This window comes from Rhodococcus sp. NPDC076796 (assembly GCF_040702765.1).
In the GTDB taxonomy this organism is placed as follows: domain Bacteria; phylum Actinomycetota; class Actinomycetes; order Mycobacteriales; family Mycobacteriaceae; genus Rhodococcoides.
The window spans coordinates 496,835-523,153 of record NZ_JBFBMS010000002.1 but is presented as its reverse complement, the minus strand read 5'-3'; the positions used below and the strand labels follow the sequence as shown (position 1 = coordinate 523,153).

At 65.3% G+C, this 26,319-nt stretch carries 25 protein-coding genes and 1 tRNA gene; 17 read left to right on the top strand and 9 right to left on the bottom strand.

The window, feature by feature from the left end; genetic code table 11:
- Window positions 1-40: 40 nt before the first annotated feature.
- Complete coding sequence (locus AB0366_RS07740) at window positions 41-1,306, top strand: aspartate kinase (protein WP_032395287.1); 1,266 nt, start codon at window positions 41-43, stop codon at window positions 1,304-1,306.
- A gap of 3 nt (window positions 1,307-1,309) precedes the next feature.
- Window positions 1,310-2,332, top strand: a complete 1,023-nt coding sequence (locus AB0366_RS07735; protein WP_366243341.1) for an aspartate-semialdehyde dehydrogenase — start codon at window positions 1,310-1,312, stop codon at window positions 2,330-2,332.
- A 51-nt stretch (window positions 2,333-2,383) separates the two neighbouring features.
- Here AB0366_RS07735 and ugpC read toward each other — a convergent pair whose 3' ends face one another.
- On the bottom strand, window positions 2,384-3,454 hold the full coding sequence (gene ugpC / locus AB0366_RS07730) for a sn-glycerol-3-phosphate ABC transporter ATP-binding protein UgpC (RefSeq protein WP_366243340.1): 1,071 nt from the start codon (window positions 3,452-3,454) through the stop codon (window positions 2,384-2,386).
- A gap of 116 nt (window positions 3,455-3,570) precedes the next feature.
- Between ugpC and AB0366_RS07725 the strand changes: the two genes are divergently transcribed.
- A complete protein-coding gene (locus AB0366_RS07725) occupies window positions 3,571-5,379 on the top strand; it encodes a multicopper oxidase domain-containing protein (protein ID WP_366243339.1) in 1,809 nt (602 codons plus the stop codon).
- 37 nt (window positions 5,380-5,416) lie between these two features.
- Entirely contained in the window at window positions 5,417-7,201 is a 1,785-nt protein-coding gene (locus tag AB0366_RS07720; protein ID WP_366243338.1) for a DUF222 domain-containing protein, read from the top strand.
- A 232-nt stretch (window positions 7,202-7,433) separates the two neighbouring features.
- Here the strand turns inward: AB0366_RS07720 and AB0366_RS07715 are convergent, their stop codons facing one another.
- The 3 genes from AB0366_RS07715 to AB0366_RS07705 are packed head-to-tail and all read right to left on the bottom strand — an operon-like array spanning window position 7,434 to window position 9,243.
- Window positions 7,434-8,354: a polysaccharide deacetylase family protein gene (locus AB0366_RS07715; RefSeq protein WP_366243337.1), complete on the bottom strand. Its 921-nt coding sequence runs from the start codon at window positions 8,352-8,354 to the stop codon at window positions 7,434-7,436.
- A gap of 31 nt (window positions 8,355-8,385) precedes the next feature.
- A complete protein-coding gene (locus AB0366_RS07710; protein ID WP_366243336.1) occupies window positions 8,386-8,664 on the bottom strand; it encodes a hypothetical protein in 279 nt (92 codons plus the stop codon).
- 15 nt (window positions 8,665-8,679) lie between these two features.
- Entirely contained in the window at window positions 8,680-9,243 is a 564-nt protein-coding gene (locus AB0366_RS07705; RefSeq protein WP_366243335.1) for a CGNR zinc finger domain-containing protein, read from the bottom strand.
- 81 nt (window positions 9,244-9,324) lie between these two features.
- Here AB0366_RS07705 and AB0366_RS07700 point away from each other — a divergent pair, with 81 nt between their 5' ends.
- On the top strand, window positions 9,325-10,512 hold the full coding sequence (locus tag AB0366_RS07700) for an epoxide hydrolase family protein (protein WP_366243334.1): 1,188 nt from the start codon (window positions 9,325-9,327) through the stop codon (window positions 10,510-10,512).
- 37 nt (window positions 10,513-10,549) lie between these two features.
- On the opposite strand, the gene AB0366_RS07695 is transcribed toward AB0366_RS07700, so the two are convergent.
- From AB0366_RS07695 to AB0366_RS07685, 3 genes are all read right to left on the bottom strand, one after another.
- Entirely contained in the window at window positions 10,550-11,452 is a 903-nt protein-coding gene (locus AB0366_RS07695) for an alpha/beta hydrolase (protein ID WP_366243333.1), read from the bottom strand.
- Between the two features lie 13 nt (window positions 11,453-11,465).
- Window positions 11,466-11,921, bottom strand: coding sequence for a 2'-5' RNA ligase family protein (locus AB0366_RS07690; RefSeq protein WP_366243332.1), 456 nt, complete (start codon window positions 11,919-11,921; stop codon window positions 11,466-11,468).
- Between the two features lie 128 nt (window positions 11,922-12,049).
- Window positions 12,050-12,778 carry an LpqN/LpqT family lipoprotein gene (locus AB0366_RS07685; RefSeq protein ID WP_366243331.1) on the bottom strand — a complete coding sequence of 243 codons (729 nt, stop codon included), beginning with the start codon at window positions 12,776-12,778 and terminating at the stop codon, window positions 12,050-12,052.
- Between the two features lie 33 nt (window positions 12,779-12,811).
- Between AB0366_RS07685 and AB0366_RS07680 the strand changes: the two genes are divergently transcribed.
- From AB0366_RS07680 to AB0366_RS07625, 12 genes are all read left to right on the top strand, one after another.
- Window positions 12,812-13,894 (top strand): neutral zinc metallopeptidase, encoded by a 1,083-nt coding sequence (locus tag AB0366_RS07680; protein ID WP_366243330.1) that lies wholly within the window; start codon window positions 12,812-12,814, stop codon window positions 13,892-13,894.
- A gap of 15 nt (window positions 13,895-13,909) precedes the next feature.
- Entirely contained in the window at window positions 13,910-14,302 is a 393-nt protein-coding gene (locus AB0366_RS07675) for a neutral zinc metallopeptidase (protein ID WP_366243329.1), read from the top strand.
- Window positions 14,303-14,346: 44 nt separating this feature from the next.
- Window positions 14,347-14,943 (top strand): TetR/AcrR family transcriptional regulator, encoded by a 597-nt coding sequence (locus tag AB0366_RS07670; protein WP_366243328.1) that lies wholly within the window; start codon window positions 14,347-14,349, stop codon window positions 14,941-14,943.
- Window positions 14,940-16,469: an NAD(P)/FAD-dependent oxidoreductase gene (locus tag AB0366_RS07665; RefSeq protein ID WP_366243327.1), complete on the top strand. Its 1,530-nt coding sequence runs from the start codon at window positions 14,940-14,942 to the stop codon at window positions 16,467-16,469. Before AB0366_RS07670 ends, AB0366_RS07665 begins: the two co-directional genes overlap by 4 nt.
- Window positions 16,466-18,157, top strand: coding sequence for a GMC family oxidoreductase (locus AB0366_RS07660; protein WP_366243326.1), 1,692 nt, complete (start codon window positions 16,466-16,468; stop codon window positions 18,155-18,157). The genes AB0366_RS07665 and AB0366_RS07660 overlap by 4 nt, the downstream gene beginning before the upstream one ends.
- Window positions 18,157-18,792, top strand: coding sequence for an acetoacetate decarboxylase family protein (locus AB0366_RS07655; RefSeq protein WP_366243325.1), 636 nt, complete (start codon window positions 18,157-18,159; stop codon window positions 18,790-18,792). The genes AB0366_RS07660 and AB0366_RS07655 overlap by 1 nt, the downstream gene beginning before the upstream one ends.
- Before the next feature lie 292 nt (window positions 18,793-19,084).
- Window positions 19,085-20,605: a catalase gene (locus AB0366_RS07650; RefSeq protein ID WP_366243817.1), complete on the top strand. Its 1,521-nt coding sequence runs from the start codon at window positions 19,085-19,087 to the stop codon at window positions 20,603-20,605.
- A gap of 144 nt (window positions 20,606-20,749) precedes the next feature.
- The gene (locus AB0366_RS07645; RefSeq protein ID WP_037188889.1) at window positions 20,750-21,223 is read left to right on the top strand and encodes a DNA starvation/stationary phase protection protein; all 474 of its coding nucleotides are present in this window, start codon (window positions 20,750-20,752) and stop codon (window positions 21,221-21,223) included.
- 101 nt (window positions 21,224-21,324) lie between these two features.
- Window positions 21,325-22,014, top strand: a complete 690-nt coding sequence (locus tag AB0366_RS07640; RefSeq protein WP_366243324.1) for an HAD family hydrolase — start codon at window positions 21,325-21,327, stop codon at window positions 22,012-22,014.
- Complete coding sequence (locus AB0366_RS07635; protein ID WP_366243323.1) at window positions 22,011-23,810, top strand: glycoside hydrolase family 15 protein; 1,800 nt, start codon at window positions 22,011-22,013, stop codon at window positions 23,808-23,810. Before AB0366_RS07640 ends, AB0366_RS07635 begins: the two co-directional genes overlap by 4 nt.
- 29 nt (window positions 23,811-23,839) lie before the next feature.
- Window positions 23,840-24,640, top strand: a complete 801-nt coding sequence (locus AB0366_RS07630) for an SDR family oxidoreductase (RefSeq protein WP_366243322.1) — start codon at window positions 23,840-23,842, stop codon at window positions 24,638-24,640.
- Between the two features lie 9 nt (window positions 24,641-24,649).
- Complete coding sequence (locus tag AB0366_RS07625) at window positions 24,650-25,621, top strand: LLM class F420-dependent oxidoreductase (RefSeq protein WP_366243321.1); 972 nt, start codon at window positions 24,650-24,652, stop codon at window positions 25,619-25,621.
- Window positions 25,622-25,688: 67 nt separating this feature from the next.
- Here the strand turns inward: AB0366_RS07625 and AB0366_RS07620 are convergent, their stop codons facing one another.
- Window positions 25,689-26,114 (bottom strand): SRPBCC family protein, encoded by a 426-nt coding sequence (locus AB0366_RS07620; RefSeq protein WP_366243320.1) that lies wholly within the window; start codon window positions 26,112-26,114, stop codon window positions 25,689-25,691.
- 115 nt (window positions 26,115-26,229) lie between these two features.
- Window positions 26,230-26,303: transfer RNA gene (locus AB0366_RS07615), tRNA-Pro, on the bottom strand.
- Window positions 26,304-26,319 lie beyond the last annotated feature (16 nt).

Genomic DNA, 26,319 nt, shown 5'->3' with positions numbered 1-26,319 from the left:
AATCGCCCGATTGTCGGCTATCCAGCGGAGGTAAACAGGCGTGGCTCTCATCGTCCAGAAGTACGGTGGATCGTCGGTGGGAACCGCCGAACGCATCCGACGCGTCGCTGAACGAATCGTCGAGACCAAGAAGGCAGGCAACGACGTCGTCGTGGTCGTGTCGGCCATGGGCGATACCACCGACGAACTGCTCGACCTGGCCCAGCAGGTGTGCCCGGCTCCGCCGGCCCGCGAGATGGACATGCTGCTCACCTCGGGTGAACGCATCTCCAACGCGTTGGTCGCGATGGCCATCCACTCGCTCGGTGCCGAGGCCCGGTCGTTCACCGGCTCCCAGGCAGGCGTCGTCACCACCAGCGTGCACGGCAACGCCAAGATCATCGACGTCACCCCGGGCCGCGTGCGCAGCGCTCTCGACGAGGGCTCGATCGTGCTCGTCGCCGGATTCCAAGGCGTCAGCCAGGACAGCAAGGACGTCACCACGCTCGGTCGCGGTGGTTCGGACACCACCGCCGTTGCGCTCGCCGCAGCACTGAACGCCGACGTCTGCGAGATCTACACCGACGTCGACGGCATCTTCACCGCAGATCCGCGCATCGTGCCCAACGCCCGGCACCTCGACACCGTCTCGTTCGAGGAGATGCTGGAGATGGCCGCCTGCGGCGCGAAGGTGCTCATGCTGCGCTGTGTCGAATATGCCCGTCGCTACAACGTTCCCGTTCACGTGCGCTCGTCGTACACCACGAAACCCGGAACGATCGTCTCCGGATCTATGGAGGACATTCCAGTGGAAGAAGCAATTCTCACCGGCGTCGCACACGATCGCAGCGAGGCGAAGGTCACCGTCGTCGGCCTGCCCGACACACCGGGCTACGCCGCCAAGGTCTTTCGCGCCGTGGCAGATTCCGAAATCAACATCGACATGGTGTTGCAGAATGTGTCGAAGATCGACACCGGCAAGACCGACATCACGTTCACCTGCCCCAAGGCCGACGGCCCGACGGCAGTGGAGAAGCTCACCAAGCTCCAGGCCGAGATCGGCTTCGCGCAGGTGCTCTACGACGATCACATCGGCAAGGTCTCCCTCGTCGGTGCCGGCATGAAGAGCCACCCCGGCGTCACGGCGACGTTCTGTGAGGCCCTCGCCGACGCCGGCATCAACATCGACCTGATCAGCACCTCGGAGATCCGTATCTCGGTGCTGTGCAGTGACACTCAGCTCGACGAAGCAGTACGCGCGCTGCACGCCGCCTTCGATCTCGGTGGCGACGAAGAAGCCGTCGTACACGCAGGAACAGGACGATAGAAGATGACCACAGTTGCAGTCGTAGGAGCCACCGGCCAGGTCGGTGCCGTCATGCGAACCCTGTTGGAGGAGCGCAACTTTCCCGCCGACACCGTTCGATTCTTCGCTTCGGCTCGCTCGGCGGGCAAGAAGCTGCCGTTCCGCGGCGAGGAGATCGTCGTCGAGGACGCGTCCACCGCAGACCTCACCGGAATCGACATCGCACTGTTCTCGGCCGGTGCCACGCTCTCGCGCGAACAGGCTCCGCGCTTCGCCGCGGCAGGCGCTACCGTCATCGACAACTCGTCGGCGTTCCGCAAGGAGTCCGATGTGCCGTTGGTGGTCAGCGAGGTCAACCCCGAGGCAGCGAAGAACCCGCCCCGCGGCATCATCGCCAACCCCAACTGCACGACCATGGCGGCCATGCCGGTGCTCAAGGTGCTGCACGACGAGGCAGGCCTGCAGCGTCTGATCGTCTCGAGCTACCAGGCCGTCTCCGGTAGCGGACTCGCCGGCGTCGAGGAACTCGCCACCCAGGCGCGCGCCGTCATCGGCGACGTCGAAAAGCTGGTGCACGACGGTTCGTCGGTGGATTTCCCGGCCCCGAACAAGTACGTCGCGCCCATCGCCTTCAACGTCCTGCCGCTGGCCGGTGCGTTGGTGGACGACGGATCCGGCGAAACCGACGAGGACCAGAAACTGCGCAACGAATCGCGCAAGATCCTCGGCTTGCCCGACCTGCTGGTCAGCGGCACCTGCGTGCGCGTGTCCGTGTTCACCGGCCACTCGCTGTCGATCAACGCCGAGTTCGCCAGCCCGCTCTCGGTGGAGCGTGCTCGTGAATTGCTGGCCTCGGCACCCGGTGTCACGTTGGTCGATGTGCCGACGCCTTTGCAGGCCGCAGGCGCGGACGATTCCTTGGTCGGACGCATCCGTCAGGACCCGGGCGTTCCGGAGGGCCGCGGACTGGCCCTGTTCGTCTCGGGCGACAACCTCCGTAAGGGCGCGGCGCTCAACACGATTCAGATCGCCGAACTGCTGGTGTAGCTGGTGCTCGTTGTGCACCTCTTGGGGGTGCACAACGAGCACGAGCGGGCGTCAGTTGAGCCGCAGGCCCTCGGCCGACGCGTCGAAGATATGCGCGTGAGCGTCGTCGATGCGGACGTGGACGCGGTCACCCTTCTCGGGCGGGCTGCGCCAGTCGGCCCGCGCGACAATGGTTTCCGGCTTACCGTTGATGTCTGCGCGGCCGAACACGAACGCCTCCGACCCGAGTTCCTCGACCACATCGATCTCCAGAGCGATTCCGCTGCTCGAGATCTCGATGTGCTCGGGTCGAATACCGAACATCACCTCCGTGGTTGACCCGAGAGTCTGCCGCGGTACCGGAATCACTTGATCGGCCAGGCGAACGCCGCCGTCGGTGACCGGAGCCCGGAACAAGTTCATCGACGGTGAGCCCATGAACCCGGCGACGAACGCATTGACCGGAGTCCGGTACAGCTCTCGCGGGGTTGCGCACTGCTGCAGCACACCACCTTTGAGCACCGCAACGCGATCGCCCATCGTCATTGCCTCGACCTGATCGTGGGTGACGTAGACGGTCGTCGTGCCGAGCCGGCGCTGCAACTGAGCAATCTGCGTGCGCGTCTGGACCCGAAGTTTGGCGTCGAGGTTGCTCAGCGGCTCGTCCATCAGGAACACCTGGGGCTGACGAACGATGGCTCGCCCCATGGCAACTCGCTGACGCTGACCGCCCGAGAGTGCCTTCGGCTTGCGATCGAGGTACGGCTCGAGGTCGAGTAGTTTCGCTGCCTCCTCGACGCGAGTGCGGATGTCGTCCTTGCTCGCCTTGGCCAACTTCAGGGCGAAGCCCATGTTCTCCGCGACGGTCATGTGCGGATACAGCGCGTAGTTCTGGAACACCATCGCGATGTCGCGATCCTTGGGCTCGGAATGGGTGACGTCCTTGCCGCCGATCAGAATGCGGCCGGAATTGACCTCCTCGAGCCCCGCAAGCATCCGCAGCGACGTCGACTTGCCGCAGCCGGAAGGGCCGACCAGAACGAGGAACTCGCCGTCCTCGATGTGCAGGTTGAGCTCGTCCACCGCAGGGGCGTCGGAGCCCGGAAACAGCCTGGTGGTGCGCTCGAAAGTAATCGTTGCCATGACAAATAGATCCCTCCACCGGCAGGAACGTGCCGGACGATCCGAGTGTGGGGTGACGGCGGGAGCCGACGGGCACATAGTATGGCCCCAATCACAACAAGGAGAGAGGTGGCCGGGTGAGCGGCTCTGTGTCCAGACGAACCGCCCTACGTGGGCTCGCCGTCGCCGCCGTAGCCGCTGGTGCCGCTGCACTCCCGGTGGCGTCGACGACGCGCCGCGCGATGGCCGACGACTTCCTCCGCGGGCAGAGCCCCCTGCTGTTCCACTCACCGCCCCTGACTCCGTTCCGGGACGAATTGCCACGGTTGCCGCTGATCCGCGGTACGGAGATCTCGCTCGACGCGCACAGCTCCACCCACGTGTTCCACGCCGATCTACGGCCCGCGCCCACCTTCGGGTACGGCGAGTGCGACTACCTCGGACCCACCATCGAGTCGCAGACCGGCCAGCCCTGGACGCTGAAGTACTCCAACACCACCGCAGGTAACCCGCTCGCCGCCGACATCGACACCTCGCTGCACGGCATGAGCGAGATGGACCGCACGATGACGCCGACGTCGCTGCACCTGCACGGCAGCATCACCGAACCGGCGAGCGACGGGCACTCGGAGATGCTGGTTCGCCCGGGCGAGTCGATGACGCACAACTTCCCGGGACTCAACGACGCCGCGGGACTCTGGTACCACGACCACGCGATGTCGATGACGCGCATCAACGTCTATGCAGGACTGCTCGGCATGAACCTCGTCCGCGACCGTTGGGACACCGGCACTTCCAACAACGCGCTGGGTCTGCCCTCGGGTGAGTTCGAGCTGCCGCTGGTGCTGCAGGAAAAGATCATGAACCCCGACGGCAGCATGAGCATCCGCTCCAACATCACCGTCCCTCAGGGTAAGTGGGAGGGCGGCGGCACCGGAGACGTGGGCGTCGTCAACGGCAAGATCTGGCCGACGATGGAGGTCGCCCGGGGGATGTACCGACTGCGAGTCGTCAACGCCGGGTCGTACAGCGTGTGGAACCTGTTCTTCACCAACAGACTTCGCTTCTGGGTAATCGGGAACGACGGTGGATTGCTCGACGCGCCGGTGGAAGCCACCAGCATCCGGCTCGCGCCTGCCGAGCGCGTGGACATCCTCGTCGACTTCGGTGCCGCCGAGCCGGGCGCACTGATCGAGCTGCTCAACGACGAGCCGCCGCCGGCGCAGGCTGCATCGCTCGGTGCGGTGCCGATGCCGATGTTCTGCCAGTTCCGCGTCGCGTCCGCGGCCGGGTTCCGGGGCGGTATGCCGACGTTGCTGCGCGGCGGCAAGGCGCAGCCGGATCTGTTGCCAGCGTTGCCGACCCCGACCTTCACCCGCACCGTCACCGTGAACCAGCCCTCCGGTGGGCTGAACCTCGACATGACGCTGATGAACCTGAACAACCTGCGGTACTCCGACCCGGACATCGAGATGCCCAAGCAAGGCACCGTGGAGATGTGGAACATCGTCAACACGACGGTGGAGCCGCACCCGATTCACCTGCACCTGGCGCACTTCCGGACGCTGGGACGGATCCCCATCGACCTCGCCGCCTACCAGCGCGACTTCCCCAGGCCCACATTCGGTACCAGATGGGCTCCGCCGGTGGAGAAGTTCCTCACCGGACCGTCGGTGCCGCCGGCGGCGTGGGAAGCCGGTTGGAAAGACACCGTCAATACCTACCCGGGCACCGTCACGCAGATCCTCGTTCGATTCCCGACGGCCGACGAACTCGGCTTCGACCCCGACGCCACCTTCGCCGGTCCGGCCGCGCACCACGGCGGTGAGCACGCCGGGCACGACATGGGCGGGTCGAGTGAGTTGCAGGGTTACATGTGGCACTGCCACATGCTCGATCACGAGGACCACGAAATGATGCTGCGGTACCGCACCGTCGCTCCGTGATCCGAACCTGTCGGTGGGTTGGTGTAGCTTTCGTGGTGTGAAGACATGGGGGGATGTGTTCGGGCTCGGGGACCAGGAATTGGTGTCCGAGCTCGTTGTGGTGTCTTCCCACGAAAACGCTCTTGTTGCAGCCAGATACGCGATGCTCGCGGAGATCGAGCGGCGTGGTCTGGCGATGAAACTCGGGCATTCGACGGTCACTCGCTGGTTGGCGAGGTCGGTGCGCATCACCGATGGGTCCGCTGCGCGTCAGATGGAGCTTGGGCAGTGGCTCACCGACCGGCGCACGGTGCTCGACGCCCTCGCCGGTGGTGGGATCCATACTGCGCATGCGTCGGCGATCGCCGACGGCTACGCCACCGTGGTGGTCGCCGACCCGACCCTCGACGAGCAGCGCCGCGACGCTGTCGTCGCCGAGCTGCTCGAGCACGCGATGCGCAGCACCGCCGGTCAGGTCAGCTCCCGTGCTCAGGCACTGGCGCATTCTGCGGCCGAGGACGCGCGAGACCGACACGAGCGGGCCGAGAAGAAACGACGGGAGCGGGAGCGCGAGCAGGCAAGCCGAGCCGATGCCGGGTCGAGAGCCGATGACGATGAAGGTGGCTCGGGTGATTCAGATGGCACAGGCGAGACGGAACCTGCTGGGCCCGAACCTGTTCCGTCGGGGCCGCCGCCGGTACCGGTGTCGGAGAACCCGAACCTGAACCGGTTCGATGTTCATCCGTTGTCCGACGGCCGCTTCCAGATCGGTGGCAACGTCGACCGGCTTCTCGCCGAGAAGCTGCTCACCGCGTTGTCGCCGTTGACTGCTCCGCGGCCCGGCCCCGGTGGTGAGCGTGACCCGCGGAGTCCGTCGAAGCGCCGGGCCGATGCACTCGATCAGATCCTCGACCGGCACCTGCGCGGCAGCACCCGCGGATCGGCAGGTGGGTCGCGGGCGTCGGTGCATTTGATCGTCCCGCTGCGGGAGTTGCTCAGTGACCGCGGCAAGAATCACACTGCCAGCGCACCAACGAGTTCGACAACACACAGTGCCGGTGCCGACGGCGGCGACCGCGCCGGCGGGAGCAGCGCCGGCGGGAGCAGCGCTGGTGCCGGCGACCGTTCACGAACCGGCGATACCACCACGGCACCCGAAGCCGGTGCTGACGGCGGTTGCGTCCGCGGGAGCAGTGCTGGCACCTTCGGCAACTCACGAACCAGTGATGCCGACGCCGGTCCCGATCATGGTGCTGACGGCGGTCACCGCACCAGCGAGAGTGCTGGTGCCAGCGACCGTTCACGAACCGGCGATTTCCGCGACGATCGTGTCGGCCGTAGCGATGCCGGTAGTGATGCTGCCGGTGGTCGCGCTGCCGGGGAGAAGTCTGCTCCCGAGCCGGGCGATGCCGCATGGCCGTTCCACTTCGACTGGACCGGGCCGATGAGTCGCTCCCTCGCCGAGCTTCTCACCTGCGATGCCGACTTGACCCCGGTCATCGTCGATCACCACGGCGTCCCGCTCGCGCTCGGCCGCACCACCAGACTCGCCTCCGACGACCAACGCATCGCCCTGACCATCCGCGACCGATGCTGCGTGATGTGCGGCCGCCCCGCACCGTGGTGCCAAGCCCACCACGTGAAATTCTGGGAATACGGCGGCCCCACCGACCTGAACAACCTCGCCCTGGTCTGCGGAGAATGCCACCGCCTCGTCCACCACGGCGACTGGCAACTACTCATGGGCGACGACGGACACCCCTACGCCATCCCGCCCGAATCCATCGACCCCACCCGACAACCCATCCCCAGCTACCACCGACGAAAACGGCGCGCAGCCTGACAACAAGTCAGCTGCGAACACGCCGTCGAATTTCGGGCCGCCGGGGCGCTGCTTCTGCCCGACACACGACGTACCGTCATGGTCGCTCTGCGTTCGACCGCCCAGCCAGCTGCTAGCTGCTTGCTGCTTGCTGACCTGGCAACTTCGTGACTGCGTCGGCGGTGCATCGGTGCACCGGAGCGCGCCCCGGCCCCCGGCGGCTGGAGTGGTTCGAGTTACGCGTCGTCGGTCGTCATCGGTTGTCATGAGCGGGGGTGGGTGGCACCAGCTCTCGGTAGTGCGTCGCGATCTCGCCCGGGGTGGTGAACCAGACGCCGTCGCTGTTGTCGGTCATGTGTTTCAGCGCCGCCCGGAACCGTCGAAGTCGGTAGGGCTGTCCGGTGAGGAAGGTGTGCAGCGAGATCGCGAGCACTACGGGTTGGTACGCCGAGTTCTCCTTCAGCTCGTCGAAACTGTCGATTATGTTGCGCTCGAACGTCGCTGCGGTCTGGTGATGGTGGACGAACACCGGTAGGTCGTTCACCTCGTGCGGGTACGGGACGCTGAGCAACGGGCCACCACGGGTGTTCAGCCACACCGGCTGATCGTCGATGGGCCAGTCCAAGGTGTAGTCGTAGCCGCGTTCGGCGAGAAGGTCTTCGGTCACTCGGCTGGGGTTGGCACCGGGGCTCATCCAACCCCGAGGTGGGGCACCCTCGTGACGCTCGATGGCGGAGGTGACCTCTTCTATCGTGCGGCGCTCCGAGTCCTCGGCCAAGTCGTTCGGTTGCACGGCATTGGTTCGGCCGTGCGCGACGACCTCGGCGTCGAGGGCGCGGAAGGAGTCGATCAGCTGCGGTGCGTGCTCGTACACTTCGGTGTTGACGAGCAGTGTCGGTCGAATCCCGCTCTGCTGCAACGTCTCTGCGATCCGAAAGCCGCCGACGCGGTTCCCGTACTCACGCCATCCCCAGTTGTAGGTGTTCGGCTGATCCATCGCAGGCGTGTATCCGAGGCCGGGTTCGCCGTCGTCGTACGGAAAGTGCTCGCAGTTGACGGCGATGTACACCGCGAGGCGCGCGCCACCCGGCCACTCGAACTGCGGGCGATCGCCGATGGGGGAGTAGTCGAAGCGTCCATGAGAGGCGAGGGGCATGGCAGCAGAATTGCCCACCGCACCTCGGCGCAAACTGCTGAGATTCCCGTCAACTCTTGCAAATCGTAGCCTCGACCACGTGTGCGATGTCCGGATTCCGTAGCTCGAACACCTCGAACAGTCCGATTGCCGCCAGCTGCGGCGCGAGATTCCCCAGCGCTGCCAACAGTTCTCGGTGGGTCTCGGTGCCCGGTTCGGCGTCGTCGAGCGCTCGGGCGTTGGCCACGAACGCCGCGACGGTGCCTTTGCGAATCTCGAGTCCGTTGAACGACGCCCTCTCGGCCCCGTCGGGCAGAACATCCTCGGGACGTATCGAATGGCTGCTCACTGTTCTCGGCTCCTTCTATGTTCGGCGCTGCTGATTCGCTATGAATCGCGCCTTCTTCTGACGGTTTCCGCAGGTGTTCATGTCGCACCACTTACGCGAGCGGCTTTGGCTGGTGTCGAAGAACGCGGCCCGGCAGGTAGGGGACGCGCACAATGCCAATTTGCCGTCTCGCTCACCGGCAATGACGTCGATGGCGTCGGCCGCAATTACGCCGAGGGCGTCTTCTACGGACGGCGTCGAACTCAGCTGCCAGCGGCGGTCGCCCTCGGCCGTCAGAACAGCAGCGGACTGCCCGCGAATGCTGCGATCGTTGATGGTTCGGACGGCCGACCTGGGCAGTGTGTCTTCGACTGCGGCAGCTGTCGCTGCGAGATGAATCGCCTCTCGCAGTTCGTGAGCCAGGAACAGTTGGGCGTCGGTGCACCCCTCGACGGCGAGCCCGTTCATCGCCAACCAGTCGATGAGCCGCTGCGGCACCGGAATCCGTTCCACAGGTTCGCCGCATCGTTCGGTCAGCGTCCCGGTGAAGGCGGTCGAGAGGACGCTACCGGGGCGAAATTCGGGAAACCTTGCGGGCATGGAACCAGCTTAGCCGGTTGCGGTCCAAAGACGGGCCCTGTAGAACTGGCTTAGACGGTTCAACCGAGAGCAGGAGTTCCTATGCAGTCGCTCAGCGGCCTCGAAGTGTGTTCGTTCGAGCCCCTCACACCCGACGACGACCTTGACGACCTGCGCGCGCGGTTGGCCGCCGCACGGCTGCCGGAATCCGAAACGGTGATTTCGACCGAGCTCGGCCGTCGGCGATGGGACCAAGGCGTTCCTCTCGCCGACCTGCAGGAGATCGTCGACTATTGGCGCACGGGCTACGACTGGCGAAAGTTCGAGGAGCGCATCGACGCGATCGGTCAGTTCCGCACGAGCATCTACGGTCTGGGAGTTCACTTATTGCACTGCCGGTCCGCGCGTACCGATGCCACTCCGCTGATCATGACGCACGGCTGGCCGGGCAGTATGGCCGAGTTCGTCGATGTGGTGGACGCTCTGGCGCATCCCGATGACCCCGGCACGCCCGCGTTCCACGTCGTAGTTCCCTCGCTGCCTGGGTTCGGCTTCAGCGACAAGCCGAGTACGACCGGATGGGGAACCGAGAAGATCGCGACAGCGTGGGTCGAGTTGATGCGCCGGCTGGGTTACGACCGGTTTCTGGCCCACGGTGGTGACTGGGGAGGCGTGATCACGACGATCCTCGGAGGCAGATTCCCCGCGCATGTCATCGGAATCCACACAACTCTCGCGCAGGCACCGCCAGGGATGACAACCGAGGGCCTGACTGCTGACGAGCGCCGCTGGACAGAGGAGAACAGCGACTTCCAGCACCACCACTCGGCGTACGCGAAGCAGCAGGCGACCCGGCCACAGACGATCGGGTACTCACTCGTCGACTCTCCGGTCGGTCTGCTCGTCTGGATTCTCGACAAATTCGCGGAGTGGACGGATATCGACGACAGCCCCTTCGAGGCGATCTCCAGGGACCGGCTGCTGGACAACGTCACCCTGTACTGGCTCACGCGCTCGGGAGCGTCGTCGGCCCGGATCTACTACGAAAGCCACAACTCCCTGGACCCGGACCTTCGGGTCGACGTTCCGGCGGCGATCACTACGTATCCGCGCGACATCGAGAAGAATCCTCGTGCGTGGGCTGAGGAGCGCTTCCGTCAGATCGTGCGGTGGAAGGAACCCGAGTCAGGGGGACATTTTCCGTCGCTCGAGAATCCAGACCACTTCGTCAGAGATCTGCAGGAGGGGCTTGCCGCCGTGTTGGCGGCGACCGGCATGCGTCGAACGTGAATACCCAGCTCGGTGGTGCGAAGGCTGTGGCAACGATTCAGTTCGTCGGGTGTTCGCGGATAGCCCGCGCCACGTCTTTCGGTGCTTCCGATTGCGGAAAATGTCCGACGCCACCGAGCGCCGTAACCCGGGCATCCGGTCGCAGTGCGCGGATGGCGTCGAGCACTCGCTGACCCGAGACCGGATCCGCCAGCCCCCATATGAGTCCAAGTGGGCCGTCGTATTCGACGAGCGCCGAAAGCCACCGCTCGTGATGCACCGCCCGCTCGTCGTTGTAGCGAATGAGTCTGTGCGACAGTTTGTGTCCGTCGTGCAGCGCGATTCCGTACCAGAGGTTGTCGAATTCTTCGTCGGACGCTTTCGCGTCTCCGCGCACGGCATCGATGGCCTTGCGTAGGGCGGTCTTGTTGGACAGTCGAGCGAGAACGGGTCCCACCACCGGTTGAGCGAGTAGACGCTGCAGAACAGTCGGGCGGTACTCGCTGTAGACGACCCCGGAGTTGAGTACGTGCACGACAGAGATATCGAAGGACAGGGTTGCGCGGCGTCGACGGTCGAGCAACTCCTGACCGACGATGCCGCCGTAGTCATGAACGACCAACTGCGCGCTCGAAATCGAGAGGTGGCGCAGTAGCTGTTCGACGACGTCTGCGGACCGAGCGACGGTGAAGTTGTGGCCACGTGGTTTGTCCGACGACCCGTAGCCCAAGAAGTCCAGCGTCACGACGTCATGATCGGACCCGAGGTCCTCGGCCACCGGGGCCCAGTCGTAGGACCAGGTAGGAAACCCGTGCAGCATCACCACTGTGCTGCCCGCGCCGCGGCGGCGGTACGTGATCCGAAATCCGTCGTCGGTCTCGAAGCTGTCGCCCTGTGCTATCCACTGCTGCGCAGTAGGCACAGTGCTCGCGTCCGCCATCATCGCTGCCTCCCCGTTCACGATGGGCGGTACATTACTCGCCCAAAATGTGGGTGCTGATGGTGTCCCACGTGTATGTCCCGGCGGCGGAGTCCTGATGGACCGAGAGAAGTTGCACCTCTGTGACGTGCATCCGCACCGACTGCTGGCGACCCCGCTCGGCGCCGAGCCTGGCGAGCTCGGCTGTCAACGGTTCCGAATCGACGTTGGCTGTGCCGTAACCCAGTGAGATATGGGGCGCGGGCGGCATTGCCGGGTCACCGAGAACAGCTGTCGCACCGGCACGTACGGACCGAACCAGGCTGTCCCACTGCGGGCTTCGGTTTCCTTCGTATCCGACCGAATGCTCGAATATGTGGGGGCCGGTCATGTCGACGGTGAAAGGCTCCAGTGCGAGAACGCTGCTGTCGATCTGCGGAAGTGCATAGACATGGAGGGAATTGCGCTCGTGCGGCCACGCCGTCATCGGTAGATCGAACAGACTCTTCACAGGCGAGTTTCCAGGGACATGCAGGTCAGTATCCAAGGGGCGAGTGAACGGACCGGTCGACTTCGGTGAAGTCGACGCGCCTGGGTACGAATGGACGCAATTCACCGGCCGCTACGCCATGAGCCGAGTCACGGCGTGATGACGGTCTGCTCGTCCACCTGGGTGGTGGCGTCGACCAGCAAGTCGAATTGGTCGATGCTGCCGTCGACGTTGATCTGCAGGATGTAGTAGCCGTCCTGCCCTGTGATGATCGTCGTCTTCTGCGCCGACACCAGTTCCTCTCCCGTCTCGTCGTCCGTGTACGTGCCTGCGATCTGGTAGGCGGGGAAGCCCGACAGCGTCGACACTGCGCCCTCTCCGGACGGGGTGAACTCTGGCAGGTTCATCAATTCGCCTGGGCCGTAGTCGATGATGGCCTGCGGATCGACGTCGCCTTCGAGCTTGGAGACGATGGCGATCATGCTCGGGGTGCGTTCGCCGGCGGCGACGTCCGGGTAGATGATCGCTCCGTAGGCCCAGTCGGGGGTGTCCTCGGCCGCGTCCACCCAGCCGTCCGGGATGGCCAGGTTGATGGTGGGTGCGTTCGCGTCGCCGCGGAAGATCGGGGTTTCGGTCAGGCCCGCGTCGACGATGTAGTCGGCGATGGTGGGGTTGGGGCCGGTGGGTGCCTCGGTGGTGGTGGCGGGTGCCAGCTTCTTGACCGTCGTGGTCGCGGCGGCCTCTGTCGTCGTCGTTTCGGCTGTCGAGGTGGCGGCCGTCGCCGTGCCGGACTCGCTGCTGCATCCGGCGGCGGTGAACGCGAGAATCACCACGGCTGCGGATACTGCCCCACGAACGCCAATAGTGGAGATCTTCATCGGTCCTCTTTCGTCTGTTCGGATACGGCTTCGATGCGGCTACAGCAGGGATCGAACCGATCGGATCGTAGAACCGCGGCATTGGAAATGGATTGGAAAGTGGTGCGCACCGTCCAATCGATGTCCAATCCTCGCTGGCTAGCGTCTGCGGTCATGAGGTCAGCAGTGAAGGTGGTCGTGGCAGTTGGGTTGGTACTGTCCGCGTGTGGCTCTCCAGTGCAATCCGCCAGCAGCGCAACGGAATCGACACCCCAGGCGGTCGCGGCAGAGGGTACCGAAACGGATGGGATCGTGGGCGATGCGTCCGATCCGGTGAACGAGATCGCCGCCGCGGCGATCGACGATCTGCAGTCGTACTGGGCCGAGCAGTTTCCCGCGGCCTACGGCAGCGAATACTTGCCCGTCAGTGGCGGTTTCCACGCCGTGGTGCCGTCGTCCGGCGAATTGCCGCCGTGTGCATCCTCGGCCGATGACATCGCGGGCAATGCATTCTATTGTCCAGGTGCGGACGTAGTTGCCTGGGGCAGTGAGGGATTGCTTCCTGATCTCCGACAACGGTTCGGCGACTTCGTGATTCCCGTCGTGATGGCGCACGAGTGGGGGCACGCCATCCAGGCGCGTGTGAACGTCGAGGGCATGACGGTCACCAGTGAGATCCAGGCGGACTGTTTCGCCGGGGCGTGGGCGGCGCACGCAGTGTCCGACGGCACCGTGTTCGATCCGTCCGAGGCCGAACTCGACAGTGCCCTGGCCGGTTTCCTGTATCTACGCGACGAGCCGGGGACCTCGGCCGAAAGCACGTCGGCGCACGGTAGCGGCTTCGATCGCGTCAGTTCGTTCCAGACCGGGTTCGACGGCGGCCCGATGGAGTGCAAGCCGTACGTCGACGGTTCGCCTCCCGTCCTGCAGTTGCCGTTCACCAGCCGGTCCGACGCGGACCGCGGCGGCGACGCTCCGCTGGCGCAGATCATCGACGGCGTTCCGGAAGACTTGGAGGACTACTGGAGTCTGCTCTTTCCTGAGTTGACCGGCCGGCCGTGGCAGCCGCTGAATCCGGTGGTTGCGTTCGACCCGTCCGACGCTCCCGATTGCGGCGGCCGATCCGCGACCGGCTAAGTGTTGTTCTACTGCGTGCCCGACGGCTACGTGGGGTTCGATGCGGTCGACGCGATGCCGCGGTTCTACGAGCAGGGTGGGGATTTTGCCGTCGCGGCGCTGATCGCGACGCAGTACGGGTTGGCGGGGATGGCGCAGGCCGGCATCGATGCCGACGACCAGGATGCGTCCCTGCAGGGCGATTGCTTCGCCGGGAGTTGGGCCGCGAGCGTACTGCTGCAGAACCGCCTCGCGAGTGGGTACACCCTCTCGCCGGGGGATCTCGACGAGGCGATCGCGGCGTTGCTGCTCTTCCGCGGCGAGGGTGACGAGTCCCGTCAGGGCAGCGGGTTCCTGCGGGTGGAGGCGTTCCGGCACGGAGTGATGGACGGGGCGCAGGCCTGCATCCAGCGTTCCGAGCCAACTTAAAGTCAGGCTGGACTGTTTGTTGTTTTGGCGCTACTGTGCGAAGTGTGACTACCGACACAGGGCTCGACGACACGGCGCCCACCGAGCGCCGGACGCAGGCCGAACGCACCGCGGGCACTCGGGCGAAGCTGCTCGACGCCGCGATCGACTGCCTGGTCGAGCTGGGCTTCGCCAAGACCAGCACCCAGGAGATCGCGCGGCGTGCCGGTGTCTCTCGCGGAGCGCAGCTGCACCACTTCCCGACCAAGGAATCTCTGCTGACCGCGGCCGTCGAGCACCTCGTCGATCGTCGTCTCTCGGAAATACTCGAAGCCGAACCGGACCCCGAGCGAGGCCCCGAGATCCTCGCCGACGCATTCTCCGGTCCCCTCTTCCACGCCGCGCTCGAGCTCTGGGTGGCGGCCCGTACCGACCCGGCTCTGCACGAGGCGATGATCCCGCTGGAGCGGCGCGTCGCCGAGGCCATCCAGGGCGGTGCCCAGATCGTCATGGGTAGCCGGATGTCCCCGGAGTCCATCGAGCTCAGTGTCGAACTAGCCCGCGGACTGGCCGTCTCGGCGCTGTTCCGCAGTCCCGAAGCCGACGCGCAACTGCGCGGGCGGCTCCTTCCGATCTGGTCCGAAAAGGTGATGGATTCGTGAGCGCTACGCTGCCCGCACACAACGCAACACTGCCCGAACAGCTCGACGTGCTGGTCGTCGGGGCCGGTTTCGCAGGCCTGGCCGCGGTGGCGAAGATCCTCGCCGCCGACCCGAGCGCCGACGTGACCGTCATCGAACGCGCGTCCGACGTCGGTGGCACGTGGCGAGACAACACCTACCCGGGGTGTGCGTGCGACGTGCCGACCTCGCTGTACTCGTTCTCGTTCGCCCCGAGTCCCAAGTGGAGCCACACCTTCGCGCGCCAGCCGGAGCTGTTCGACTACCTGCGTTCGGTGGTGGATCGTCTGGACTTGAAGAATCGCATCGTCACGAACTGTGAACTTCGGTCCGCCACCTGGGACGAGGTGAGCAAGCGATGGTCGGTGCAGACGTCGCAGGGGTCGGCGAGCGCGCGTGTGTTGGTCGCTGCCACCGGGGCGCTGTCCACTCCGAAGATCCCGGACGTTCCCGGCATCGACACGTTCACCGGCACGGTGTTCCATTCCGCCACCTGGAATCACGAGCACGACCTCACCGGAGAGCGGGTCGCCGTGATCGGCACCGGGGCCTCGGCGGTGCAGTTCGTCCCCGAGATCGTCGACCGCGCCGAGCGGCTCACCGTCTTCCAGCGCACGCCCGCATGGGTGATTCCGCGCCTGGACCGCACCATCGGCCGCCTCGAGCGCACGCTGTACGAGCGAATCCCGTTGGCGCATCGCGCGGTTCGCGGTGTCATCTACGGCTACCGCGAGGCCTACGTGACCGTGTTGGCGGACAACCCGTGGATGCTGCCTGCGGTGAAAATGTTCGCGAAGTCGAATCTGAAGCGTCAGGTCAAGAACCCCGTGAAGCGTGCGGCGCTGACTCCCGACTACGCACCGGGCTGCAAAAGGCTTCTGCTGTCCAACGATTGGCTGCCGACACTCGACCGGTCGGACGTCGATCTCGTGACGTCGGGGCTGACGTCGGTCACCGAGAACGGCGTCGTCGACGCCTCGGGCCGCAACCACGAGGTGGACACGATCATCTTCGCGACGGGGTTCACCCCCACCGAGCCACCCGTGTCGCATCTGTTGCGCGGCAACGACGGCCGGACGCTCGCGGAGCATTGGGGCGGCAGCCCGCAGGCGCATCTCGGGACCACCGTCGCCGGCTTCCCGAACCTGTTCCTGATGTACGGCCCCAACACCAACCTCGGGCACAGTTCCATCGTCTACATGCTCGAGTCGCAGGCCAACTACGTGGTATCCGCGCTGAACGAGATGAAGGATCGCAGGGTCGCGGCCGTCGAGGTCAACGAATCCGCTCAGCGGCAGCACAATTCGTGGGTAGATTCCGAGCTCGACGGCACCGTCTGGAATGCCGGCGGCTGCTCGAGTTGGTACCTCGACGCCAACGGCCGCAACTCCACGATGTGGCCCACCTACACATTCCGGTTCCGCAACAAGACGCGCGAGTTCGACGTCGCGAACTATCGGCTCGCGTCCGACACTCTCGAATCAGACCACGAGGTGGTATCAGCATGAGCGACTACGACGTATTGATCATCGGCTCCGGTTTCGGTGGCAGCGTTGCCGCATTGCGGGCCGTCGAGAAGGGCTACCGGGTGGCGGTTCTCGAGTCCGGCCGCCGATTCGAGGACGACGAGCTGCCGAAGACCAGCTGGCGTCTGCGCAAGTACCTGTGGGCTCCGGCGCTGGGTTGCTATGGGGTGCAACGTATCCACCTGCTTCCCGATGTGCTCGTGATGGCGGGCGCTGGCGTCGGCGGAGGTTCGCTGAACTACGCGAACACGCTGTACCAGCCCCCGGCCAAGTTCTTCGAGGACCCGCAGTGGCGCTCGATCACCGATTGGCAGCGCGAGCTGAATCCGTACTACGACCAGGCCCGCCGAATGCTCGGCGTCGAGACCAACCCGACCATCACCGCCTCGGACAAGGTGATGAAAGAGGTGGCCGAGGACATGGGTGTGGGGGACACGTTCACCTCGACCCCGGTGGGCGTCTACTTCGGCGATCGCGGCCGCACTGCGCCCGACCCGTTCTTCGGCGGTGCCGGCCCCGAGCGCACCGGCTGCACCGAATGCGGAGCCTGCATGACCGGCTGCCGCGTCGGCGCGAAGAACACCCTCGTCAAGAACTACCTGTATCTCGCCGAACACGCTGGCGCGCATGTTCTTCCGTTGACCACCGTGGTGGACGTGCGCCCGAACGGCGCAGGCTACGACGTGGTGACGCGACGCACGGGCGGGAAGCTGCGTCGCAAGGAGAAGACGATCACCGCCGATCAGGTGATCTTCTCGGCCGGCACCTACGGCACCCAGAAGCTGATGCTCGCGGCCAAGGAGAAGGGCTCGCTGCCGCGGCTGTCCGAGCGGATCGGTTCGCTCGTGCGCACCAACTCCGAGGCCGTGCTCGCGGCGACCGCCCGCGGCCGTGAGGTCGACTACCACGAGGGCGTGGCGATCACGTCGTCGTTCCATCCGGACGATCACACGCACATCGAGCCGGTGCGATACGGCAAGGGCAGCAACGCCATCGGCCTGTTGCAGACCGTGCTCAGCGACGGCGGCGGCAAGATGCCGCGCATCCTCAAGACCCTCGGCGTCGCGCTGCGTCATCCCGGCGCTGCGGCGCGCAGCCTGTCGGTGCATCGTTGGTCGGAGCGCACCGTCATCGCATTGGTGATGCAGACCGACGACAACTCGCTCGAGCTCGGATCGAAGAAGGGACCCTTCGGGCGTCGCCTCACCAGCAGGCCCGGCGCGGGTGATCCACCGCCGCAGTGGATTCCGCAGGGTCACGAAGCCATTCGTCTGCTCGCGGACAAGATCGGCGGCGACCCGGGTGGATCGATCGCCGAGATCGTCAACATTCCGATGACCGCGCACTTCCTCGGTGGCTGCGCGATCGGCGACTCGCCGCAGACCGGCGTGATCGATGGGTACCAGCGCGTCTACGGCTACGAGGGACTGCATGTGCTCGACGGCTCTGCCGTCAGCGCCAACCTCGGCGTCAATCCGTCCCTGACGATCACGGCCCAGGCCGAGCGAGCAATGGCGTTGTGGCCCAACAAGGGTGAGCCCGATCGGCGACCCGCGGTGGGCTCGGACTATCAGGAGATCACACCCACTCAGCCGGTGCACCCGGTGGTGCCGGTGTCGGCCCCGGGCGCTCTGCGGCTCCCTCTGACCGTCGTGGGGAGGGATTCCTGATGTGGAGTGTCACCGAATCCGAGACCGAGCGCACCGACTGGCCGGTCAGCCCGGCAGCGCCGTGGCCGGCGAATGTCCGCGCCACGATCTGGTGGCATCGGGCCCGGTCGTCTGATTTCGCGCCGAACGGTGCCAAGACGCTGCCGATCACGATGTGCATGGTCGTCGACTACACCACCTCGCCGGTCGGCCCGTACCGCGAAATACTGGCGAGCCCGGCGCTGCGCCGGGACGTCGGACGCGTGCCTCGCATGGCGGTGCCGTTCATCGCCGTCGATTCCGCGACGTCGGTGCACGGTGGCCGGACCAACTGGCACCTGCCCAAGGTGTTGGCCGAATTCGAGGGTGACGTGCTGGGCGAGGCCGGGGCGAGCGGCGACGAATGGTCGGTGCGAACGACGTCCCGCGCCGTGGGACCGCAGTTCCCGATGCTCGGCTCCCTCGGTTTCGCCCAGCCGGTGTCCGGCGGCTCGGCCGTCGCCACCGCGAGTCTGAAGGGCAAGGCCAGGGTGGCCCGCGTCGAGGTGGACGCCAAGGGCCCGACGTTGAGTCGCTGGATGCCGTCGGGCACGTATTTCGGGTTGCAGATCGTGTCGGGGTCGATGCGGACGGGTGAAGCGCGCCTGGTCGGATAGCCACGAGCCACTTTTCTTGACTTAGTCCAGAATAAGGGCATACTGGAGCGCATGCAGCTCTGAATGCGGTCACAGCCCGACCGTATTCGGACGCCGACGGCATCGCGGACAGCCCACGGATTTGTCGTCGACGAAGACGAGATCGTGTTCTGGGGTTTGTGCGACGGCTGCATGAGGCATCCCGTCTGACATTGCGGTCCAGCGTACGGCCGCTCGGTTTCACAGATCTTTCGAAGAGCAGCCCTTTTCGAACTCGATTCAGCCCTTCAGGAGGCTTCGTATGACCAAGCCGATCACCAACAAGCCGACCACCAGCAACTCGGGAATCCCCGTCCCCAGCGATGATCAGTCGCTGACCGCCGGAACGCAGGGACCGATTCTTCTGCACGACCACTACCTCATCGAGAAGATGGCGCAGTTCAACCGGGAGCGGGTCCCTGAGCGCGTCGTGCACGCCAAGGGCGCAGGCGCGTTCGGTGAACTCGAGATCACCGGAGACATCAGCAAGTACACCAAGGCGAAGGCGTTGCAGCCCGGTGCCAAGACCGAGATGCTGGCGCGCTTCTCCACTGTCGCGGGCGAGCAGGGCAGCCCCGACACCTGGCGCGACCCGCGCGGCTTCTCGCTGAAGTTCTACACCGAGGAAGGCAACTGGGACCTGGTCGGCAACAACACCCCGATCTTCTTCGTCAAGGACCCGATCAAGTTCCAGGACTTCATCCGTAGCCAGAAGCGCATGCCCGACTCCGGTCTGCGCGACAACAACATGCAGTGGGACTTCTGGACTCTGTCGCCCGAGTCGGCACACCAGGTGACGTGGCTCATGGGTGACCGCGGAATCCCCAAGTCGTTCCGCCACATGGACGGATTCGGTTCGCACACGTACCAGCTCATCGCCGAGGACGGCACGAAGACCTGGGTGAAGTTCCACTTCAAGACCGACCAGGGCATCGACTACCTGACGCAGGACAAGGCCGACGAGGTCGCGGGCACGTCCCCCGATCACCACCGTCAGGACCTCTTCGGATCCATCAAGAACGGCGACTTTCCCAGCTGGACCCTCAAGGTCCAGCTCATGCCGTACGACGAGGCCGAGAACTACAAGTACAACCCGTTCGACCTCACCAAGGTCTGGTCGCAGAAGGACTACCCGTTGATCGAGGTCGGCAAGATGACCTTGAACCGCAACCCGGAGAACTTCTTCGCGCAGATCGAGCAGAGCTCGTTCGAGCCGTCCAACACCGTGCCCGGCATCGGCTTCAGCCCCGACAAGATGCTGCTCGGACGCGTCTTCTCGTACGCCGACGCGCACCGGTACCGCATCGGAGCGAACTATGCGCAGCTGCCGGTCAACGCCCCTAAGTCCGAGGTCAACTCGTACTCCAAGGACGGCAACATGCGGTACTCGTTCAATTCCCCGGAAACGCCCGTCTACGCGCCGAACTCGTTCGGTGGCCCGTCGGCGGACACGAACAAGTACGGCGACGACGGAGCGTGGGACTTCGAGGCTCGTTTCGTGCGCACCGGGTACATCGAGCACCCCGAGGACGGTGACTTCGTGCAGGCGGGAGCCTTGGTCCGCGAGGTCATGGACGACGCGCAGCGCGAGCGTCTCGTCGGAAACATCGTCGGACACGTCCTCAACGGCGTCAGCGAGCCCGTCCTGAGCCGCGTGTTCGAGTACTGGACCAACGTCGATCCCGAGCTCGGCAAGAAGGTCGAGGAAGGCGTTCGGTCGCAGCAGAACGAGACCGCGCCGACCACCGGTGCAGGCGCCATCGACGATCCTGCCGACGAGGCCGCAAAGGTCTGATCCAATCGGACCTGGGATCGGCGTCACAGCGATGATGGCGTCGATCCGGAACAACGCTCGGGTACATGCCGTTGTGTAGTACAGACGGAAGAACAATAATGGTGTGCGATGCATACCGTCGTCCAACGGCAGGGAGGCCACATCATGACGAACCCCATTACCAGCACCCTCGACGCAGGTCAGCAGAAGATCGCCGGCGACGCGCTCCAGGGAACCGTGGTCGATCTCATCGACCTCTCGCTCATCGCCAAGCAGGCGCACTGGAACGTTATCGGTAAGAACTTCCGGTCGGTGCACCTCGAGCTCGACGAGTTGGTCACGGCCGCACGTGAATTCACCGATCAGGCCGCCGAGCGTGCCACCGCTATCGGCGTCAGCCCCGACGGCCGCGCAGCCACTGTCTCCTCGACGGCAGGCACCAAGGGCTTCGGTGCCGGATGGACTCAGGACAGCGAGGTCGTCCCGGCCGTCGTCGACAACCTCGCCGCGGTCGTCGAGCGTCTTCGCGGACGCATCGCCGACACCGGTGAAGCCGATCCGGTCACCCAGGACCTGCTCATCGGCATCACAGCTCGGCTCGAGCAGCTGCACTGGATGTGGCAGGCCCAGGCCAGCTAGCCAGCGGTTCTGCACTCGACAGGCCCCTCGCGGACAGCGGGGGGCCTGTTGTTTTTGTCTGTTGATTGTTTGCCTGCACCACCCCCGGGTATCCGACGGTCATGCCTGTTCCGAAGCCGACTGTCGAGGCTGTTCTGCTCGACATCGACGGCACCCTCGTCGATTCCAACTACGTGCACGTCGACGCGTGGTCGCGTGCGTTTCGTGAGGCCGGCCACGAAGTGCCGTCATGGCGCGTTCATCGCAGCATCGGGATGGACGGGTCGAAGTTGCTCGAGACGCTCGTCGGGTCGTCCGACAGTGCGGTGGCGCAGGAGGCGAAGAAGCTGCACGGCGAGTACTACGCCGATGCCTCGGCCGATCTCGAGGTTCTCCCGGGTGCCCGTGAACTGTTGGCGGACTTGAACTCTCGCGGCGTGACCGTCGTGCTCGCCACCTCGGCTCCCGAGAGCGAATTGTCGACGTTGCGCGACCTGCTCGCGGTGGAGGATTCCGTCGCGGTGGTGACGAGCGGCGAGGATGCCGAGGTCGCGAAGCCGGAGCCCGACATCGTCGCGGTCGCCCTCGAACGGGCCGGCGTCGAGGCAGCGAATGCCGTGATGGTCGGCGACAGTGTGTGGGACATCGAATCGGCCGGGCGCGCAGGTGTACGCGCCATCGGCGTTCTCAGTGGCGGCATCTCGCGTGGTGAGTTGCTCGACGCGGGCGCGGTTGCCGTGTTCGACGACCCGGCCGATCTGCTGGAGCACGTCGAGAGCAGCCCGATCTTCGCTGGAAAGGCACGTGCTTGAACGAGTTCCGTAAGCCGTGCCCCAGGGTCGACGGCTACGTCCCCATCGAAAGTTACGGAGCGATTGGCGACGGCCGAACCGTGGCGATGATCGCCGACGACGGCCGAATCGACTGGTTTCCGGTGCCCAACCTCGACTCGCCGCCGCCGTTCGCATCGTTGCTGGATGCCGGGAACGGTGGATACATCGAACTGACGCCGCTGGCAGAATACACCGTCCAGCGTGAATTCGTCGCTGGGACAAACGTTCTGAGTACCACGTTCCGTACCGACACCGGTACGGTCAGGGTTACCGACTCGTTGAATACCGGGGTCGCCGGGCGTCTTCCGTGGGTGGAGTTGGCCCGCCGCGTCGAGGGTGTCGACGGCACTGTCGAGTTGGCGTGGTCCGTGGCACCGGGCACCATGCTCGGCATCGCGTCGCCGTGGGCGTACGACACCGAACACGGCACCGTTCTGCGTGTCGACGGATTGACCTTGGCAGTGCGGACTCTGGGCATCGAGAACGTGCGCGTGGCGGACCGCGACATCGGTGGGGTTGTCTCCACGCAACCGGGCTCGCGACATGTGCTGGGTGTCGTGGGGACGGAGAACGAGCCGCTGCCGTTGCCCGATCCGCAGCATCTCGACGAGGGGATCGACCGGACCATCGACAATTGGCGCGTCTGGTCCGGCGAGTTCTCGTACGAGGGTCCGTGGGCGGAGCACGTAGCCCGCAGCGCGCTGGCACTGAAGCTGTTGCTGCACAGTCCGTCCGGTGCCATTGCTGCCGCAGCGACAACCTCGCTGCCCGAGAATCGGACCGGTGGCAAGAACTGGGACTACCGCTACGCGTGGGTTCGCGACGCCGCGTACACCATTCGTGCTCTGCAACGCTTCGGTCTTCGCGAGGAGATCCATGCTGCGGTGGCGTGGCTGCTGAAGGTGATCCGTGTCAACGATCCGTTGGTCAACGTGTTCTACACCCTCGGCGGCGAATTGCCCGGTGGCACCGAACAACCCGACGTTCCCGGCTGGCGGGGCATCGGGCCGGTGGTCAACGGCAACGCCGCGGCGGACCAGCTGCAATTGATGATCTTCGGCGACCTGTTCTCGATCATCCGGCAGTACGTCGACGCAGGAAACATCCTCGATGCGCAAACGGGTCGGCTGCTCGCGACCATCGCCGACGAGGCCTGCGACTCGTGGCAGCGCAAGGACGCCGGGATCTGGGAGCTCGAGGACGAGCAGCATTACACGAGCTCCAAACTGGGCTGTTGGCAGGCGCTCGACTGCGCGGTGCACCTTGCCGAGGCGGGGGAGATCCCGGGCATACCGGATCGGTGGAAGGCCGAGAAGGAACGCATCCGGCACTACATCGATACCGAGTGTTGGTCGGACGAGCGTCAGGCCTACCTCGCGTACCCGGGTGCAGACGGGCTCGATGCGTCGGTGCTGCTGGCAGCCGAGATGGATTTCGATCGCGGAGAACGTCTTTCGTCCACCATCGATGCGCTCGTCGAAGAACTCGGTGCCGGACCGCTGATGTATCGCTACAGCGGCGTGTCCGAGGAAGAAGTGACCTTCGTGGCCTGCGCCTTCTGGCGGGTGTCGGCGTTGTCCTGCGTCGGTCGAGACGACGAGGCCACGGCCCTGATGGACCAGTTGGTGGAGCTGTCCAACGACGTCGGGTTGTACAGCGAAATGATCGATGCTTCGGATGGATCGTTTCTGGGTAACTTCCCGCAGGGCTTGAGCCACCTGGCCCTGGTGAATGCGGCGCTGACCATCGCGCGCTCGCACGACGCCACAGCCTGACATCAACCTCTAGTGCAAAGTGGGATCGTATGGATCTGGGAATCGACGGTAGAACTGCGCTGGTGACCGGCGCAGACTCCGGCATCGGCTGGCACACCGCGAAAATGCTGTTGGCCGAGGGCGTTCGGGTCGTCGTCAGCGACAAGGATCAGAGCTCGCTCGACGACGCAGCGGCCGAACTCGGGGCACCGGAAGGGCAATTGTTCGCCTTCGCTGCGGACGTCACCGACACCGAGGCCGTCGAGAACCTGGCCGCACGCACGCAGCAGGCCGTGGGCGACATCGACATCTTCGTCCAGTCCTCTGGCGTGACGGGTGCCCAGGGGCTGTTCCACGAGATCGACGAGGAAGGGTGGCGTTCCACCCTCGACATCGACCTGATGGGACCGGTGCGACTGTTGCGGGCATTCCTGCCCGCCCTCCGCCGCGGTGGCTGGGGACGCATCGTGCTGCTGACGTCGGAGGACGCCGTGCAGCCCTACGACGACGAATTGCCTTATTGCTCAGCCAAAGCCGGGGTTCTGGCTCTGGCCAAGGGGCTCTCGCGCAGCTACGCGTCGGAGGGGCTGCTGGTCAATGCGGTCTCTCCTGCGTTCATTCACACCCCGATGACCGACGCGATGATGGACAAGCGCGCCGAGGAGAAGGGCACCGACCGCGACGGTGCCATCGAGAGCTTCCTCGACGAGGAGCGTCCGTACATGGAGCTGGGACGCCGGGGCGAACCCGAGGAAGTTGCCGCGGTGATCACGTTCCTGTGCTCGGACCGCGCCAGCTTCGTCAACGGATCGAACTACCGAGTCGACGCCGGTTCCGTCGCAACAATTTAGGAGACACATATGACCAATTTCGGATACACCTTGATGACCGAGCAGAGCGGCCCGAAAGAGTTGGTGAAGTACGCCGTCGGTGCCGAGAAGGTCGGTTTCGACTTCGAGGTCGCCAGCGACCACTACTCGCCGTGGCTGTCCTCGATGGGGCACTCGCCGTACGCCTGGACGACGCTGGGCGCGGTCGCTCAGGCCACCGAACGCGTCGAGCTGATGACGTACGTGACGTGCCCAATCATCCGGTACCACCCCGCCGTCGTCGCGCAGAAGGCCGCGACGATGCAGATCCTGGCCGACGGCCGCTTCACCCTCGGCCTCGGCAGTGGCGAGAACCTCAACGAGCACGTCGTCGGCGAGGGCTGGCCGTCCATCGACAAGCGGCAGGACATGTTCGTCGAGGCGCTCGAGATCATCAGGGCGTTGCACGCCGGTGGCTTGGTCACATACGACGGCAAGCACTTTCGCGTCGACTCCGCCCGGATCTGGGACCTGCCCGAGGGTGGCGTGCCCATCGGCATCGCAGCCGGCGGTGAGAAGGCCGTGGCCCGGTTCGCCGAATACGGCGATCACCTGATCGCCACCGAGCCGGACGCCGATCTCGTCAAAGCATGGTCCGACAACCACGAGGGACCGGCGCGGTCCATCGGGCAGATCCCCATCTCCTGGGATCCGGACTCCGGCGCCGCGATCGATCGGGCTCACGACCGATTCCGCTGGTTCGCGGGCGGCTGGGCCGTCAACGCCGATCTACCGACGACGGCCGGATTCGCCGGAGCCACCAAGTTCGTGCGCAAAGAGGACGTGGCCGACACCATTCCGTGTGGACCGGACCTGGACGCCATCGTCGAGGCCGTGAAGCCGTACTGGGAGGCCGGGTATACCGACATCGCCCTGGTTCAGGTAGGCGACGAAACTCAGGAACGCTTCCTGGCCGAGGCCGCGGGACCGCTGTTGGAAAAACTGCGCGCAGCGTCCAGCTGATTCCGACCACACGAGACCCCGATCGAGACCGTCGATCGGGGTCTCGTGCTGTCAATGGACTTCGGTGCTACTGGGCGAGGGTCGACAGGTTCTTCGAGATGCTCGACGTCAGTGCCTTACCGACGATCGCGGCGAGGCCGGGGACGGGCGCGTCGAACCCGATCGTGTAATCGAGGTCGGTGCCGCCGTCGGCGGTGGGGGTGAACTTCTGCACGCCCCAGTGGCCGCGTAGCGGGCCGCCCTTGGTGATGCGGTACTCGATCAACGAGTGGGGTTCGGAGGTGATCGTGGTTTCCTCGAACGCGGGCAACGGACCCAGCTTCAGGCTGCGAATCGAGCCGACGCCGTTGCGGGAGGTGTCTCCGTCTTTCACGCGACGGATCTTGGCCAGGAACAGCGGGCCCAGGTTCTCGTGCTCGGACAACGCCGCGAAGACGACCTCGGGGGGAGAGACGAAACGGTGCTTGACGTGTACGCGGGTGGGTGTCGGCATGTCGAGAAGTCCGTTCGCTGGCTCCGGCAAGGTCGACTCACAGTACGTGACCGCCGCACAACTGAAAATGGACCCGCTCGAGTGAATCGAGCGAGTCCATCTACGCCTATCTGTGTCGGGGTGGCGGGATTCGAACCCACGACCTCTTCGTCCCGAACGAAGCGCGCTACCAAGCTGCGCCACACCCCGTGTACCGCTGGAGAAG

Bases quoted from the DNA above. Each gene is read 5' to 3' on its own strand.
- AB0366_RS07735 (WP_366243341.1), top strand. From the start codon at position 1,310: ATGACCACAGTTGCAGTCGTAGGAGCCACCGGCCAGGTCGGTGCCGTC.
- ugpC (WP_366243340.1), bottom strand. From the start codon at position 3,454: ATGGCAACGATTACTTTCGAGCGCACCACCAGGCTGTTTCCGGGCTCC.
- AB0366_RS07705 (WP_366243335.1), bottom strand. From the start codon at position 9,243: ATGCCCGCAAGGTTTCCCGAATTTCGCCCCGGTAGCGTCCTCTCGACC.
- AB0366_RS07700 (WP_366243334.1), top strand. From the start codon at position 9,325: ATGCAGTCGCTCAGCGGCCTCGAAGTGTGTTCGTTCGAGCCCCTCACA.
- AB0366_RS07685 (WP_366243331.1), bottom strand. From the start codon at position 12,778: ATGAAGATCTCCACTATTGGCGTTCGTGGGGCAGTATCCGCAGCCGTG.
- AB0366_RS07680 (WP_366243330.1), top strand. From the start codon at position 12,812: ATGCGGCTACAGCAGGGATCGAACCGATCGGATCGTAGAACCGCGGCA.
- AB0366_RS07660 (WP_366243326.1), top strand. From the start codon at position 16,466: ATGAGCGACTACGACGTATTGATCATCGGCTCCGGTTTCGGTGGCAGC.
- AB0366_RS07655 (WP_366243325.1), top strand. From the start codon at position 18,157: ATGTGGAGTGTCACCGAATCCGAGACCGAGCGCACCGACTGGCCGGTC.
- AB0366_RS07645 (WP_037188889.1), top strand. From the start codon at position 20,750: ATGACGAACCCCATTACCAGCACCCTCGACGCAGGTCAGCAGAAGATC.
- AB0366_RS07640 (WP_366243324.1), top strand. From the start codon at position 21,325: ATGCCTGTTCCGAAGCCGACTGTCGAGGCTGTTCTGCTCGACATCGAC.
- AB0366_RS07630 (WP_366243322.1), top strand. From the start codon at position 23,840: ATGGATCTGGGAATCGACGGTAGAACTGCGCTGGTGACCGGCGCAGAC.
- AB0366_RS07625 (WP_366243321.1), top strand. From the start codon at position 24,650: ATGACCAATTTCGGATACACCTTGATGACCGAGCAGAGCGGCCCGAAA.
- AB0366_RS07620 (WP_366243320.1), bottom strand. From the start codon at position 26,114: ATGCCGACACCCACCCGCGTACACGTCAAGCACCGTTTCGTCTCTCCC.